Source organism: Floridaenema flaviceps BLCC-F50 (assembly GCF_041929275.2).
Taxonomy (GTDB): Bacteria; Cyanobacteriota; Cyanobacteriia; order Cyanobacteriales; family Aerosakkonemataceae; genus Floridanema; species Floridanema flaviceps.
In genome coordinates, this window is sequence record NZ_JBHFNR020000001.1 from 428,237 (window position 1) to 443,645 (window position 15,409).

Consider the following 15,409-nt stretch of genomic DNA (forward strand, 5'->3'; position numbering starts at 1 on the left):
GCTCCAGGGGCAGAAGGTAAAAATCCCTTTCTCCCCTTGTCCCCTGTTCCCTCTCTCAGTCTTTAATTGTGAAGTTGCTTTCACACAATTGGCGATCGCCTTTTTCCAAATTGGGTCTAAAATATCCAATCTAAAATTGAAAATTGAATGACTTATGGTGACTAGTTAGAGGAAAGTTTTTGGGCGATCGCTTGTTCAATAGAGTAAAAGTCATTTTCTAGTTCAACGGCGGTTAATTTCTCGAATTGAGCGATTTGGTTTACTTGCTCATCGGCAACTTCTCCTTGCAAAGCTGCTACAATGCGATCGGCTGTTCTGCCACTACCTGCAACTACGATTAATGGTCGATTAAGTCTCATCGTATTACTGGCATCTCTTAAAGTTATTCCTCCACCATTAATCAAAACTGTTACCGAGGGTGCGCCCTCTGCTAAACTAGTTGCTACGTCAGCAATCCAAGGCGATTCATCTCCCCAGTTATTACCAGGAACCAATACAAAATGTGTATGATTTGGTTCTAAAGGTGCAGCATCAGCAAATGTGTTTTCGATCTCTGGAAGTATCACAGTTCCAATTGCAGCTACACCAATTAACGGAAATGTTCCACCTGAATTTAAACGCGCTTTTCCCATTAATTGCATTACGCCAGCATCTGTACCACCATCTACTACATAAGCTTGAAATTTTTCTGCTAAGGGAGCTATTTTTTCTTCAAATAATCTTTGCAAAGTAGTAACATACTCCTGGGTTAATCCACTAGCACCGCCGACAATCACTAGAGTAGGGCGCGATCCTTGCAATCCTATTTGTTGTAAAGCATCTGGTAATTCTGTCACCTGTTCAACTTGAATGGCGAGAGCGTTGGGAATATTGGTAATATTAGAAACGCAAGGTTTGTGCATCTTGCTAATTGATAAGTTGTCTATGTTTAAGTTGGTTTTCCTAAGCTTAGCAATTAGTAAACTTTGAAATTGCTGGTTAGCCCGGATCTTGTCCAAATCTGGATCGGTTTTTTCCTTTGACAAATATTCTACAGCATTAAGCTGAAAAGTTTGTTCTAAATTTAACAGAGCCCCCCCTGTCTTTGCAAACGTGCTAAAACTGATGATGTTACAGTAAGCTCAAGTATTAATGCTTATAAACCGGGGAGTTATGAATACTATTACCATCAACAACAGCCCTTGCGTCTTAGTCATAGAAACTGATGAAGCCTTGGCGCAAAGTGTTAGCCTTGACTTGAAAGAATCAGGCTATGAACCAGTTGTAGCTCACGATGCGAATACGGGAATGCTACAAGCCATAGAACGCCAACCCGCTTTAATTGTAGTAGACCGGATGTTAGCTGGGGATTCTGGATTAGGTGTGTGTAAAAATCTGCGCCGTGCGGGAAGTAGAGCCCCAGTATTATTGATGATGGCGCGTGACAGTGTGGACGATCGAGTTGCTTGCCTAGAAGCAGGCGCAGATGATTACTTTCTCAAACCTTATCGATCGGAAACATTTTTAAAGTTAGTCCGTCTTTACCTCCAGCCGGATAACTATAGCTCGGAACAGTTACGATTCTGTGACTTAGTTTTAGATTTGGGTACGCGCCGAGCCCTGCGTAATGGCAGAATCATTGATTTGACAATGAAGGAATATGATTTGTTGAAGTATCTCATGGAACATCCTCGCGAAGTTTTGACCAGAGAGCAAATTCTGGAAAATGTCTGGGGTGACAATTTTATGGGAGAATCCAACGTCATTGAGGTGTATATTCGTTATTTGCGTCTGAAAATTGAACAAGAAAACGAAAGACGCTTAATTCAAACCGTCAGAGGCGTAGGTTACGTACTGCGGGAAACTTAAAACAGATAGTTAGGAGTGGTACAGTGATGAGTAACAGGAAAACTCCTAAGTTACTAGGTTTGGTATTGGGAATTTGGCTGATGGGTTGTTCTACAACTGCGCCAGTGAATTCTGGAAATATAACTTTGATTTCTCAACAAGAAAGCACGAAATCTCCTAATAAACAGGAATTAGCCGAAAATTTGGGTCAAATGTTACCGATTTCAGCTAAAGCTCAGTTTGCTAGCGGTGAAGTTGTGCAGTTAGAAGTGACTCGCACTCCCTCTGAGCAATCTTTGGGGTTGATGTATCGTCGAAATTTGCCAGACGATCGCGGAATGTTGTTTTCCTTTTCTCCTGCTCAAAGAGTCAGCTTTTGGATGAAAAATGTGGTGATTCCTTTGGATATGGTTTTTTTAAGGGATGGCGTGGTCAGAGCGATCGCCGCCAATGTCCCCCCCTGTAAGGAAGATCCCTGCCCTACATACGGCCCTGATGGAACTATAGACCAAGTAATTGAGCTACGTGGCGGTAGAGCCGCACAATTGGGGATTAAACCCGGACAACAGGTGAAAATTGAGTTTTTATCACCTCCATCCCCTAAGCATACAAAATCTTTACTATAACTTGTTGAAATCTTATAACTTTTGAACCCAAATGTTAATATTGGTGTCTATATTGATAAATAACTCTAAGAATTTGCTACGCTGTCCTGGCAATGCGAATTCGAGAGAGAATTGCCCTTGCAGTAGGCAAAACTACCGGAAGTGCAAGATTGAGTCAGTAAAAAAGTAAGTTACTATCAGTAAAGTATGCTTGCTTAAAGTACTGGCACTGTTTAAATTCCATAAGTTCTGAGTTCTGAATCCCTTTGCAGAGCCAATAGGAGAAAAGCCTAAGAATTGTGAGTTAAAGCTTAGTGATATTTCTCTTCAGGCAGATGGGAATTAGGTGTGAGGCGAAAGAAATTAACAGCCAGAACTAAAGGAACCGTGCTCAACACGGAAATTGCCGACTTTGGCGAAAATAACTTTTCGTGAGATTGTAAATTCTCCCCAAGAGTTAAGTCAAAAAAGCAAAAATTATTAACTAAAGATGCAGGGAATTTCCCACTATACTCCTGTAGATATAGTGGCAGAAGCATTCCGACATCTTCCTTGTTAGAGATGAGGTTAGTGAAAGCGCTGAGGTAAAACAAGATCACAATAAAAAAACAATTTTGTTGAGGTTAAAAAGCTGAATAAAAAGCTTTTTTTAAATGATGAGTTTTAGCCAAAAGCTGCTGAACACAATTAAAACTAATCCTCAACTCGTCATCTACGTTGCTCAGGTTTTTTGAGTATTGTCTGTGCTGCCAAGCTCTGATTACACTTGGGTTTGGGTAAATCGACAAACAACACTTTTGAACCCAAGAACAGTGACAAAGAGAATACTGTCTACCGGATTTATATGCCGGAGAGACAAATATTAGAAAATGGTGTCTAGTACCGGAGGTGATGTAGGAGTGGCACCCGCAAACTATTCGAGATTTATTAGATTTTTGCAAGAAGAGTTGTCGATTTCCGGCGCATCGCTTTCGATCGCCCTAAGACACAGCAAAAAAGATCCAGGCCCTTTGCCAATGATTCTTTGGCAATATGGTTTGGTAACACTAGAACAGTTAAACAGAATATATGATTGGTTGGAACAAGCTTAATATTTATTTATCCCCAAGGATCTGGCGATCATGTCAAATCAAGTATTCCTGAGTAAGTTACCACAGAATCGAGGGGTGACACCAAATTCCATACCAGAGCTCCCGAATGGGTTAGCGATCGCTAACCCATTCTTTTATGCCCAAAACTTAAAATAATAAAGTAAGCACTTACTCAGATCTGGCTCCACTTTTGGAGGTAGAACCTCCTGCGATCTCGTTCCCAGGTTCAACCAGGGAACGAGTAACAGAGGCGGACTCTTGGTGCTCTTATCTTTGGACTTACGCTTCAAACCCGGTTTCTTAACGTAATTCGTCATTTTACCTTGAGGGTAAGAATGAGAAACCGGGTTTCTTAGGGTATGGTGCGTAGTCCGAAAGGTAAGCATTGCCAAAAATAACTTAAAAGTGTTGATTATGCCACAGCAATTATCTCCATATCTAGTTTCTGTAACTTTGCTACTAATTTGCAAATTATTTACTATTACTCCCTTACCCACCCAAGCAGAAACTACCCCAACTAATCAAAATACATCTAGTCCTTGGGATCAAATAGATAGTTCATCTGCTTATGAACCACCACCAGATATTGGTTCTCCCGGAAGAAGAGAATCAGGTGGCAAGCGTCCTAGAGAAATACTAAACTGTCCCAACGATTTACAGGTTCCCAATCCACCATTAACAGCTTTAGTCCCAAAAATTAGCGAACAAACTGCCAACTCACGGACGAAAATTACCCTACTCATGGGATTAACAGTAGAAGCACGTCCGACATTTTTTGTCTACCTTCCCAAGACAGGTGCTAATACTGTAGAATTTATTCTTAATGATGCTGGCGAAAAAGAAGTTTACCGGGCTAATTTCCCTACTCCAAAAGTTCCAGGCATCTTTGGCTTCAAACTCCCAGAAACCGCTCCGGCTCTGGATGTTGGGAAAAGCTACCAGTGGTATTTCGTGATTCGCTGCGATCGGGCAAATAGAAAGAAGGATTTAGTTGTCGAAGGCTGGATTTGGCGGACACAGTTACGTGCAGCAATCAACGAACAAATACAAAAAGCTGGATTACGCGATCGCATTGCTTTGTACCGTCAGTACAACATTTGGTATGACGCTTTGGCTAATTTAGCTCAGTTACATTACTCCTCACCACAAAATTTACAGGTAACTACTGAGTGGAGTGAACTATTGCGATCGGCTGGCCTAAGTGAAATCTCTGAACAAATGTTAATTATCCCCATAAAACCTTGATAAACTATTAAGGTTTATCTGGAAATTTGCCGACAAATCTATCACGAAAAAAAGCAAATTTCCGATTCAATTTTAAGGAATAATTTTATGAACAAAATAGCTGATCTCAGACTCTGGCTAAGAGTAGGGACTTATCTATTTTTTTTAGTTCTATCTCATCCCACCTCAGCACAGATAGTACCCGACAGAACGCTACCCAATAATTCCATAGTGACACCAACTAACGACACATCACCTGGAATCACCACACCTGGACAAGGAACACCTGTAATTCACCTGATTAACGGCGGAACACAAGCAGGTAAAAATTTATTTCATAGCTTTCAAGAATTTTCCCTTCCCACAGGACACACCGCCAACTTTAACAACTCAGTAGATATTCAAAATATCATTACTCGCGTTACAGGTAACTCGATTTCTATTATTGATGGATTAATTAAAGCCAACGGTAGCGCCAACCTATTCATTTTAAATCCCAACGGCATTATTTTTGGGCCAAATGCTCAATTAAATATTGGTGGCGCATTTATCGCCAGTACCGCCCAAGCAATTAACTTTGCCGATGGCACTCAATTCAATGCCAATTCTACAGGAAGCACACCCCTATTAACCGTCAGTGTTCCTCTTGGTTTACAAATAAATTCCCCCACAATTTCTTCCCCTGGAATTACCATCCAAGGTTCAAACTTACAAGTGAACTCAGGTCAAACTATCTCTTTAGTAGCTAATCAAATAAACTTTATTGGTGGCAACCTGAAAGCAGAAAAAGGCAGAATAGAATTAGCATCAATTACCAATGGTTCATGGTCACTATTTAGTAACATTCAACCATTAATCAACCAACTAGGGGACATCCAACTTTCCCAAACAGCCACAGTTGATACCAGTGGGGTTGGTGGTGGTAATATTTTAATTCAAACTAGAAGTTTAAGATTAACCGACGGTTCTCAAATCAGAGCTAACACTTTAGGCGCAGAACCCGGAGGAAACTTGACAGTAAATGCCTCTGAATCTGTAGAAGTAATTGGTAGATTAGCAGACGGAACTCCCAGCGCCTTGCAAGCTAGAGTAGAATCAAACGCCAATGGTAATGGTGGAAATATCAACATTAATACCAGAAATTTGCGAGTCGAAGGCGGGGCGAGAGTAGCCGCTTCTTCCTTAACAGATACACCAGCTAACGCCGGAAATATTTCTGTACAAGCGACAGATAAAGTAGAAATAATTGGGGTAAAAGATGTTACCCAAAACGAACAAAATATAATTTACCCAAGTGCATTATCTACCCAAACCACAGGCGCAGGAAATGCTGGAAAGATAAACATTGAAACCGGAAATTTAGTGACTCGTGAAGGTGGACAAATATCTTCGGAAACCTTTGGGAGTGGAAATGCAGGAAACATTGATATTCAAGCCAATCAAATCCAAATCGATGGTAGGTCATTTGATGGTACAGCGCCTAGTGGAATTTTAGCGAGAACTAAACAAGAAGCCACAGGAAACGCTGGAAATATCATTATTAATACTGACACTTTAACAGTGACAAATGGCGCAAGAATTGCCGCAGCTTCTTTAGGCGTAGGAAAAGCGGGAAACTTAACAATTCTTGCCCAAGATTCAGTAGAAGTAACGGGAGTGGGTAATAATATTGATGGTTCAGTTAATCCTACGCAAATATCAGTTTTAACTACTGGAAGTGGCGAAGCTGGAACTTTAGATATTGAAACTAGAAAATTAACTGCTGAAAATGGAGGTCAAATATCTGCTTCTACTCAGGGAATTAGTAATGGGGGAAATTTAACTGTAAAAGCTGAAGAAGTGCAATTAATTGGTCGATCGCCCGATGGCGGTTTTCCCAGTGGTTTATTAGCGAGAGTTGAACCAAAAGCAAGTGGAAATGCGGGAAATGTGGTGATAGAAACCCAACGTTTAACTCTTACCAATGGCGCAAGAGTGGCAGCATCTTCTTTGGGGGAAGGAAAAGCGGGAAGTGTAACAATTCGTGCTGCCCAAAAGGTAGAAGTTAATGGAGTGGGAAAAAATGTCGATGGAAGTTCTAACCCAACGCAAATTTCTGTATTAACAACCGGAACTGGTACAGCTGGTTTTTTAAATATTCAATCTGGGGAATTAACTGTAGGAAATGGAGGTCAAGTTACTGCTTCTACTACAGGAAGTGGTAACGGGGGAAGTTTAACTGTCAAAGCTGAAAATGTGCAGTTAAATGGTCGTTCTCCCGATGGAATTTTTCCCAGTAGTTTATTAGCAAGAGTGGAAGGAAATGCTACAGGAAATGGGGGAGATTTAATCGTAGAAACAGGACGTTTAACTGTTAGAGATGGTGCAAGAGTAGCAGCAGCTTCTTTAACTCAAGCACCATTAAATAATCCGTTGGAACAAGGGAAAGCGGGAAATGTGACAATTCGCGCTAATAATGTAGAAGTAGCGGGAGTTGGTAAGAACGCTGATGGAACTGCTAACCCTGCACAAATTTCGGTGTTATCTACCGGAGTTGGAACTCCAGGTAATTTAAGCATAGATTCTCCGAGTATTTTGCTGAATAATCAAGGTAGTATTTCGGCTGCATCGCAAAAAGGTACAGGGGGGAATATTACTTTCAATTCGCAAAATGTTGTGTTACGCCGTCAAAGTGTGATTTCTGCTGATGCAGGCGCAGGGGGAAGTGAGGGAAATATTAAGATTAATACTCAAATTATGGTTTTGTTAGGAGGAAGCAAAATCATTACTGATGCAGAATCTCCCACTGGTGGAAGTAATATTAATATTTCTGCTCCTAGTGGTTCCGATTTATTATTGTTGGTTTCACCAGATAGTATTATTAATGCTCGTGGAGAGTTGATAATTGAAGGCGAGGTGGAAGTGAAAGCACCGGAATTGCCTAAAGTAGAAGTTGTGGATGCTACTAATTTAGTTGCTCAAACTTGTCCCGAAGGTGAAGAAGTTAGTACTTTTTATGTGACTGGAAGGGGTGGTATTCCTACTAATCCGAATGAACCTTTAAGTGGTGATTTGTTTTGGGAAGATTTACGCATTCCGCAAGTAAGTAAGGATGCAGGGGTGCAGGGGCGCAAAGCACCAGGGGAGAGTTATCAATCTCCAACTATTGTGGAAGCTCAAGGTTGGGTAATTGGAAGTAAAGGTGAGGTGATTTTGACTGCTGAAACTGCTAATTTTACTTTGCATGATGCACCTTTTAATTTACCTGCTTGTCGTTCGAGGTGAATTTTTAAATAAGTTTGTTGTGAGCACTTTAGTGCTTCTATTTTGGGAAGAAGCGACTGAAGTCGTGACAACGGACTTTTACGACTGAAGTCGCTACAACGAACTTTTACGACTGAAGTCGTGACAACGAACTTTTACGACTGAAGTCGTGACAACGAACTTTTACGACTGAAGTCGTGACAACGGACTTTTACGACTGAAGTCGTGACAACGAACTTTTACGACTGAAGTCGCTACAACGAACTTTTACGACTGAAGTCGCTACAACGAACTTTTACGACTGAAGTCGTTACAACGAACTTTTACGACTGAAGTCGTTACAACGAACGAGTTTTAGGAAAATGTTTAAACCTTTTAAATTCAGTTTAGTTTTATGCTTGGGACTAGTAATTTCCCTCTGTTGGGAAAACTTGATTCTCCCATCTCCTGCAACAGCGAATTTCTCTTTTCTGTGTAACTCTTCTCTGCGTTCTCTGCGTCTCTGTGGTTCCATTTCTTCTAATTTTAATTCTTCGCAATTACTCCAACAAGGAAAAACTTTATACGAAGGAGAACAATTTGCGGAAGCAATTAAACTTTGGCGAGAAGCAGAACGAAACTTTGCTGCCCAAAAAGATACTTTAAGCCAATCATTAACTCTTAGTTTTCTTTCTTTAGCTTACCAGAAATTAGGCGATCGCCAATCCGCCCAATCCACAATTGACCAAAGCTTAAATTTATTGCAGACAATTCCCGACTCCAACCGAGAAAAAAATCAGGTTTTAGCAACAGTTTTAAACACCCAAGGACGCTTGCAACAATCATTAGGACAAACGGAAGAGGCTCTTTTAACCTTACAAAAAGCTACCGCTGCTTACCAAAAAGCTGGTGATGAACAAGGGAGAATTGGCAGTTTAATCAATCAAGCACAAACTTTACAAAGCTTGGGTTTTTATCAGCGATCGGCTAAAATTTTAACACAATTAGAACAAAATATCCAAAATCAAACCAATCCGCAGCTTAAACTTAAAGGTTTACTTAGTTTAAGCTCAATTCTTCGCACTAATGGAGATTTAGAAACCTCACAAGAATTAGGTAAACAAGCTCTAGAAGTTGCGGAAAAATTAGCTTCTCCATCTGCTTTAACTACGGCTTTAATTAATTTGGGTAATACAGAATTAGCTTTAGCTAGAAGAGTTGAAGCAGTAGCGGAGGATACAGCAGATAATCAACAAGTGCAACCAAGAAAAATAGCAGCTTTAACCTATTATCAAAAAGCTGCTACTATAGCGAATTTCAGTAATCAAAAACTGCAAGCGCAAGTTAATCAAATGCGGTTGTTACTGGAAACTAAACAATGGAAGGAAGCGGAAAGTTTATGGCAAGAAATTCAAGCTGAACTTGCTCAAACTCCAGCTAATAGAAATAAAGTTTTTGCTCAAATTAATTTAGCTAACTCTTTGTTAAAAACGGCTAATCCTAATTGGGAATTTACGCAACCGCAGAGTATAGGAAAGTTACTGGCGAATGCAGTTCAAGAAGCGAAAAGTTTAGCAGATAAACGCGCCGAATCATACTCTTTGGGTGTTCTAGGGGAATTATACGAAAAAACCGGACAATTTCGGGATGCTGAACAGTTAACTAAACAAGCTTTACAACAGGCTAATTCTATTAATGCAACGGATATTAGCTATTTGTGGGAATGGCAATTGGGGAGACTTTACAAAGTTCAGAAAAGTTGGGAAAATGCGATCGCATCCTACACCACAGCCATTAACACCTTAAAATCTCTCCGCAGCGACTTAGTAAACATTAACCCAGAAGTGCAATTCACTTTCCGGGATAGTGTTGAACCTGTTTATCGGGAATTGGTTGATTTACTTTTACAACCTTCTACCCCCCCTTCCATCCCCCCCGTCAACGGGGGGGAAAGAGGGGGAGTTACTCAAACAAAGCTTATCCAAGCGCGTTTAGTAATTGAATCTTTGCAGTTAGCTGAATTGGATAACTTTTTCCGAGAAGCTTGTTTAGATGCTAAACCTGAACAAATTGAAAAACTGGATGTAAAAGCAGCCATTATTTATCCGGTAATTCTTCCTGATAGATTGGAAATTATCGTCAGTTTACCGCAACAACCCCTAAAAAATTATAAAGTATCGATTCCGCAAAATCAAGTAGAAAGCACCATTAACCAACTCGAACAAGCTTTAGCAATTCGCCATTCTAATCAAGAAGAACGTTTACAAATTTCTCAGCAAGTATATGATTGGTTAATTCGCCCCATGCAAGCAGATTTACAGGCGAGTGGCGTACAAACTTTGGTGTTTATATCAGATGGTTCTTTGCGAAATATCCCAATGGCGGCTTTACATGATGGACAACAATATTTACTAGAAAAATATAATATTGCCCTAACTCCGGGGTTACAATTATTAAGAACTCAGCCTTTAAATCGGAAAAGATTACGGGCATTAACGGGAGGTTTAAGTGAAGAAAGGGAGGGTTTTTCAGCATTACCAGGAGTCAGAATGGAATTGCAACAAATAAATGCTGAAGTTCCCGGAATCACACTTTTAAATCAAGATTTTACTAGTAGAAGTTTGTCACAACAAGTAGCAGAATTGCCTTTTCCTGTGGTTCATTTAGCTACTCACGGACAGTTTAGTTCTAACTTTAAACAAACATTTATTTTAGCTTGGGATGGGCCGATAAATGTGAAACAATTAGATGATTTACTCAGAATTAGAAATCCCAATTTACCCAGCGAAATTGAATTATTAGTTTTAAGTGCTTGCGAAACTGCCGCTGGCGATAGTCGGGCGGCGTTAGGGCTTGCAGGTGTAGCAGTTAGGGCGGGGGCACGCAGTACTTTGGCGACTTTGTGGAAAGTTAGTGACGAGTCTACTGCTGTATTAATGGCGGAATTTTATCGAGAGTTGGCAACACCTGGAATCACAAAAGCTGAAGCTTTACGTCGTGCTCAAATTACTTTATTAAATAATCGTAGTTACCGCAATCCTTATTTTTGGGCACCTTATGTTTTGGTGGGAAATTGGCTGTGAATGGTAGTGGGTAGTGGGTAGTGGGTAGTGGTAAAAATTACAATTACCAACTACCAACTACCAACTACCAATTACCATTCAACTAACTATTAAATACCTTGGCGGCAGCGGCGACACCTGCGCCGGGGGTGAAGGCATCATAGCCTAGTTCTAGTAAGGCTGATTCTAGGGATGCGATCGCAGTTAGTATATCGCGATCGCTCACAAAACCCAAATGCCCAATGCGGAAGATTTTACCTTTTAAATGATCCTGTCCTCCCGCCATTGCGATATCATAGCGTTTCTTGAGTACCTTGCGAATTTGTTCGGAATCTACCTGTACTGGCGCAACTGCTGTAATCGCAGGAGAAGCAGCACTATCTGGCGCAAACAAAGGCAAACTCAAAGCTTTTACCGCTTCACGAGTGGCATTTTTCAACCGTTGATGACGGGCAAAAATATTTTCCAAACCTTCTTTTTGCATCATCTGCAAAGTTGTTTGTAATGCCACAATTAAGTTAACTGGTGGCGTAAAGGGAAAACTATTTTTCGCCGCATCTTTACGATACTTTCCTAAGTCCAAATAATACTTAGGTAATTTGGCAGTTTTGTAAGCTTCCCAAGCTTTGGCACTCACACTCACAAAAGCTAAACCTGGAGGAATCATATAACCTTTTTGCGAACCCGAAGCTACCACATCAATTCCCCATTCATCGATGGGTAAATTAACTGCGCCCAAACTCGTCACCGCATCTACCATCATTAAAGCTTCACCGTGCGCTTTCACATGGCGGTTAATAGTTTCCAAGTCGTTTAATACGCCTGTAGAAGTTTCGCTGTGAGTCACAATTACCGCTTTAATTTGCTTCTCTGTATCAGCTTCTAGCTTTTCGCGGAACTGTTCAGCATCTAAAGGTTTACCCCATTCTGCGGTAATAATGTCTGCATTCAAGCCGTAAGCTTGACAAACTTCGCCCCAACGTTCGCCGAACTTGCCATTCGATCCTACCAAAACGCGATCGCCAGGACTCAAAAAATTAATAATCCCCGCTTCCATCGCCCCAGTACCGCTAGCTGCCAAAACTAGCACATCATTTTGGGTTTGGTGAATCCATTTCAGATTTTGGAAAACTTCCGCCATAATTGGGGTAAACTCGCTGCTACGATGCCCAATTGGGTGTTTCGCCAAAGCGAGTAAAGCTTGTTCCGGTACAGGTGTTGGTCCCGGAATCATTAATATTAACTTATTGTCCATCAGTCTCTCCTAGATACAGTCTGCTATGTTTTAATTGTGAGTTCTGAATTTAGAATTTCTCAAAAAGTTTGGAATTAAATAACTTTTTTTCACTCAAAACTCTTGGCTTTTCCCCAACGCCAGCAACACTATAGGTAAGCTATGAGGAGTTTCTAATTATACATTGTGGATTTGAGATTTAGTCAAATGCAAAATCTCAAATCTTAAACTGGCGGCTGACTTTTCTCTATCCCACTATTTACCTCTACTGCTGAGCGATCGACAACATGATTTAAAGACCAAAAATACTCAGTCGGTAATTTCGCCTGAGAACAAATATCTTCTATTTGCTTTTGTTGAGCAATAGCTTTCCGCAAAGTAATAATCAACTGCCTCACCTTTTCTTTCACTTCTGTATTGTCAGATACAGCAAAATTAGTTTTCCGTTCTAACAATTGCAGTATTAATTCGTATTGGACGGGCGAGGGAAGAGGTATTGGCTCCATGTAAGTAAACTTAAATTAGGTTAACGAATAGCCAATCAATTAGTCAGGCTTAATCTCACTAACTAAGGATTTAATTGCCAATTCTGGATCTGGTTGTTTCACCAATGATTCACCAATTAGTACACCAGTAGCACCTGCTTTTACTACTAATTGTAAATCATCAGGAGTATGCAATCCAGACTCACTCACTACCACGATATCGCGTTCTTTTAGTTGTTGACCGCGAGTGGCGAGAAGATCGCAGGTTAATTGTAAATCCACAGAAAAATCTTTCAAGTTGCGATTGTTAATCCCTACTAAATTGACCTTCTCTAAGGCTAACACTCGATCTAATTCTTCTAAGGTATGAACTTCAATCAACACTGACATCTTCAGGACTTGGGCGATTTTAACAAAATACTGCAAGTCCTGATTGGAAAGAATCGCCGCAATTAGCAAGATAGCATCTGCACCTTTGGAACGGGCTAAATAAATTTGGTAAGGATAAATAATAAATTCCTTACACAATAAAGGTATGTCTACAGCTTGGCGAATTAGGGCTAGATTTTCAAATCCGCCTTGAAAGAATTTGCTGTCTGTTAACACAGAAATACAGGAAGCGCCGCCGTTTTGGTAAGCTTGGGCAATGGCTACCGGATCAAAATCTTCCCGCAATACACCTTTACTGGGAGAAGCTTTTTTCACTTCGGCAATAATTGCAGGTTTTTTGGCTGCTGATTTTAAAGCACCAACAAAGTCGCGAGGCGGGGGAAGATTAGCGATTTGCTTTTGTAATTCTACCAAAGGCAAACGTTCCCGCATCTGATCGACTTCGGTTTCTTTATGCCAAACAATTTCTTCCAAAATGTTTTTTGGTGCAGCATCAGGAGCTACTATTTGATAGCGTAACTCTTGAACTGCAACTGCGGGATTTGGGGGACGACGACGAATTTCCATTTTTTCGGGACTAGGTACTGGGTACTGGGGACTAGGGGAGAGTTTTGAGTTTTGAGTTAGGGACAGTTTCGGGAGTGAGAGAGTTTTGAATTCTCCTCCCCTCTGCCCCTCTGCCCCTCTGCCCCTCTGCCTTATTTAACTGCTTCGGCGGCGCGTTTGTATGCGTCGTCTAGGACTTCTGAGAGTGTGGGATGGGCGTGAACTAGGTATGCTAGGGTGTGGATTGATTGACGATTTGCGATCGCATTTGATGCCTCATGAATCAAGTCGGAAGCGTGCAAACCTATAATATGAACGCCTAAAATTTCCCCATTATCTTTTCGGTAAATCACTTTGGCAATTCCGTCGGCTTCTCCTTCGGCAACTGCTTTAGAATTACCTTTAAAATAACTCCTGACACTGGCAACTTCAAAACCTTCTTTACTTCCCAATTCTTTCGCTGCTGTTTCTGTCATTCCCACAAAACTAATTTCTGGGTGAGTAAATGCAGCTGCCGGAATGCTGTGATAATCTACAGTTTTGTGTCTGCCACAAATATTTTCTACAGCAGCAATTCCTTGAGCAGAAGCGGCATGAGCTAGCATCATTTTACCAGTAGCATCTCCGATCGCCCAAAGATGTGGCACAACTTCCCCACCAGAAAGTACAGCCATGCTGTCATCAACGGTAATATAGCCACGACGGTCTAATTCTACACCTACACTTTCCAAACCTAAGTTTTGGGTAAAGGGAATTCTACCTGTGGCGACTAAACAAGCGTCTACTTCTAAAACTTCTACAGTTTCTTTAGTTTTAGCATCTGCTAATTCGATAATTACTGGCGAACCGGGAGTAACTTTTTTCGCCAACATCCCAACTTTGGTTTCAATATCTCTGGGAGTAATCAGAATTCTTTCGGCAATTTTAGCAATATCGCGATCGAATCCGGGCATTAATTCCGGTAAGGCTTCAATTAAGGTAATTTCCGATCCTAATGCGGAATAAATATCGGAAAACTCTAACCCAATGTAACCACTGCCAACAATTGCCACCCATTGCGGTAGCCAATCTAATTTAATCCCATCATCGCTGGTAAAAACTGTCTTACCATCAACTTCAATTCCGGGAGGCACCCAAGGGATCGAACCAGAAGCAATAATAATATTTTCGGCTGTAATGGTTTTTTCCTGTCCATCGCTAGTAGAGATGGATAATTTTTGTGGCCCTGCCAACTTTGCCCAGCCTAAAATTGTATCTGCGCCGATGCGTTTTAAGCTGTTGGTTAAATCTCCGCGCAGCTTAGAGACAATGTTAACCGCATGATTTGCGATCGCTTCTCGGTCAAATTCTACATTGCCCACTTGAATTCCTAGCGTTTTCAAATGGTGGGCGTTGCGTAGTTCGCGCACTCTCCCCGAAGCTGCCAATAACGCTTTTGATGGGATACAACCACGATTAACACAGGTTCCACCCATATCGCCAGCTTCTACGATCGCAGTTTTTAAGCCACAGCTGACAGCGTGAAGGGCAGCACCATGTCCACCCACGCCAGCACCAACTATAGCTAAATCATAATCAAATCCCTGACTCACCTGAACCTCTCCAGTTGCTCACTGCCCTTATTAATTCTTAACTAGACGGGGTAATTTAGACAACATTTTTTGCAATCAGCAATCATCATGTGAGAATTGGGCATATTTAGAAGAGGGGACTGGGGACTGGG

The 15,409-nt window shown here is 41.1% G+C and carries 13 protein-coding genes; 7 read left to right on the forward strand and 6 right to left on the reverse strand.

Going from position 1 to position 15,409, the window contains the following annotated elements; genetic code table 11:
* Positions 1–161: 161 nt before the first annotated feature.
* The gene (locus ACE1CI_RS02005) at positions 162–902 is read right to left on the reverse strand and encodes a TRP family putative cation channel (protein ID WP_413268138.1); all 741 of its coding nucleotides are present in this window, start codon (positions 900–902) and stop codon (positions 162–164) included.
* A 250-nt stretch (positions 903–1,152) separates the two neighbouring features.
* Between ACE1CI_RS02005 and nblR the strand changes: the two genes are divergently transcribed.
* Positions 1,153–1,848: a response regulator transcription factor NblR gene (gene nblR, locus ACE1CI_RS02010; RefSeq protein WP_413268139.1), complete on the forward strand. Its 696-nt coding sequence runs from the start codon at positions 1,153–1,155 to the stop codon at positions 1,846–1,848.
* 26 nt (positions 1,849–1,874) lie between these two features.
* Positions 1,875–2,453, forward strand: a complete 579-nt coding sequence (locus ACE1CI_RS02015) for a DUF192 domain-containing protein (RefSeq protein ID WP_413268140.1) — start codon at positions 1,875–1,877, stop codon at positions 2,451–2,453.
* Positions 2,454–2,743: 290 nt separating this feature from the next.
* On the opposite strand, the gene ACE1CI_RS02020 is transcribed toward ACE1CI_RS02015, so the two are convergent.
* Positions 2,744–2,971: a hypothetical protein gene (locus ACE1CI_RS02020; protein ID WP_413268141.1), complete on the reverse strand. Its 228-nt coding sequence runs from the start codon at positions 2,969–2,971 to the stop codon at positions 2,744–2,746.
* A 330-nt stretch (positions 2,972–3,301) separates the two neighbouring features.
* Here ACE1CI_RS02020 and ACE1CI_RS02025 point away from each other — a divergent pair, with 330 nt between their 5' ends.
* The 5 genes from ACE1CI_RS02025 (at position 3,302) to ACE1CI_RS02045 (ending at position 11,052) form a co-directional block, all read left to right on the forward strand.
* Entirely contained in the window at positions 3,302–3,523 is a 222-nt protein-coding gene (locus ACE1CI_RS02025) for a DUF2949 domain-containing protein (protein ID WP_459564166.1), read from the forward strand.
* A gap of 30 nt (positions 3,524–3,553) precedes the next feature.
* The gene (locus ACE1CI_RS02030; RefSeq protein WP_413268142.1) at positions 3,554–3,679 is read left to right on the forward strand and encodes a hypothetical protein; all 126 of its coding nucleotides are present in this window, start codon (positions 3,554–3,556) and stop codon (positions 3,677–3,679) included.
* A 258-nt stretch (positions 3,680–3,937) separates the two neighbouring features.
* Positions 3,938–4,768 (forward strand): DUF928 domain-containing protein, encoded by an 831-nt coding sequence (locus ACE1CI_RS02035; protein WP_413268143.1) that lies wholly within the window; start codon positions 3,938–3,940, stop codon positions 4,766–4,768.
* Between the two features lie 87 nt (positions 4,769–4,855).
* Positions 4,856–8,011, forward strand: a complete 3,156-nt coding sequence (locus ACE1CI_RS02040; protein ID WP_413268144.1) for a two-partner secretion domain-containing protein — start codon at positions 4,856–4,858, stop codon at positions 8,009–8,011.
* Between the two features lie 341 nt (positions 8,012–8,352).
* Complete coding sequence (locus ACE1CI_RS02045; RefSeq protein WP_413268145.1) at positions 8,353–11,052, forward strand: CHAT domain-containing protein; 2,700 nt, start codon at positions 8,353–8,355, stop codon at positions 11,050–11,052.
* An 82-nt stretch (positions 11,053–11,134) separates the two neighbouring features.
* On the opposite strand, the gene ACE1CI_RS02050 is transcribed toward ACE1CI_RS02045, so the two are convergent.
* The 4 genes from ACE1CI_RS02050 to lpdA all read right to left on the reverse strand — a co-directional run bounded on the left by ACE1CI_RS02050 (position 11,135) and on the right by lpdA (position 15,278).
* Entirely contained in the window at positions 11,135–12,286 is a 1,152-nt protein-coding gene (locus ACE1CI_RS02050) for a pyridoxal-phosphate-dependent aminotransferase family protein (RefSeq protein WP_413268146.1), read from the reverse strand.
* Between the two features lie 203 nt (positions 12,287–12,489).
* Positions 12,490–12,771, reverse strand: coding sequence for a DUF5340 domain-containing protein (locus tag ACE1CI_RS02055; protein WP_413268147.1), 282 nt, complete (start codon positions 12,769–12,771; stop codon positions 12,490–12,492).
* Between the two features lie 39 nt (positions 12,772–12,810).
* Positions 12,811–13,707 (reverse strand): indole-3-glycerol phosphate synthase TrpC, encoded by an 897-nt coding sequence (gene trpC, locus ACE1CI_RS02060; RefSeq protein ID WP_413268148.1) that lies wholly within the window; start codon positions 13,705–13,707, stop codon positions 12,811–12,813.
* A 131-nt stretch (positions 13,708–13,838) separates the two neighbouring features.
* The gene (gene lpdA / locus ACE1CI_RS02065) at positions 13,839–15,278 is read right to left on the reverse strand and encodes a dihydrolipoyl dehydrogenase (protein ID WP_413268149.1); all 1,440 of its coding nucleotides are present in this window, start codon (positions 15,276–15,278) and stop codon (positions 13,839–13,841) included.
* Between the last annotated feature and the right edge of the window lie 131 nt (positions 15,279–15,409).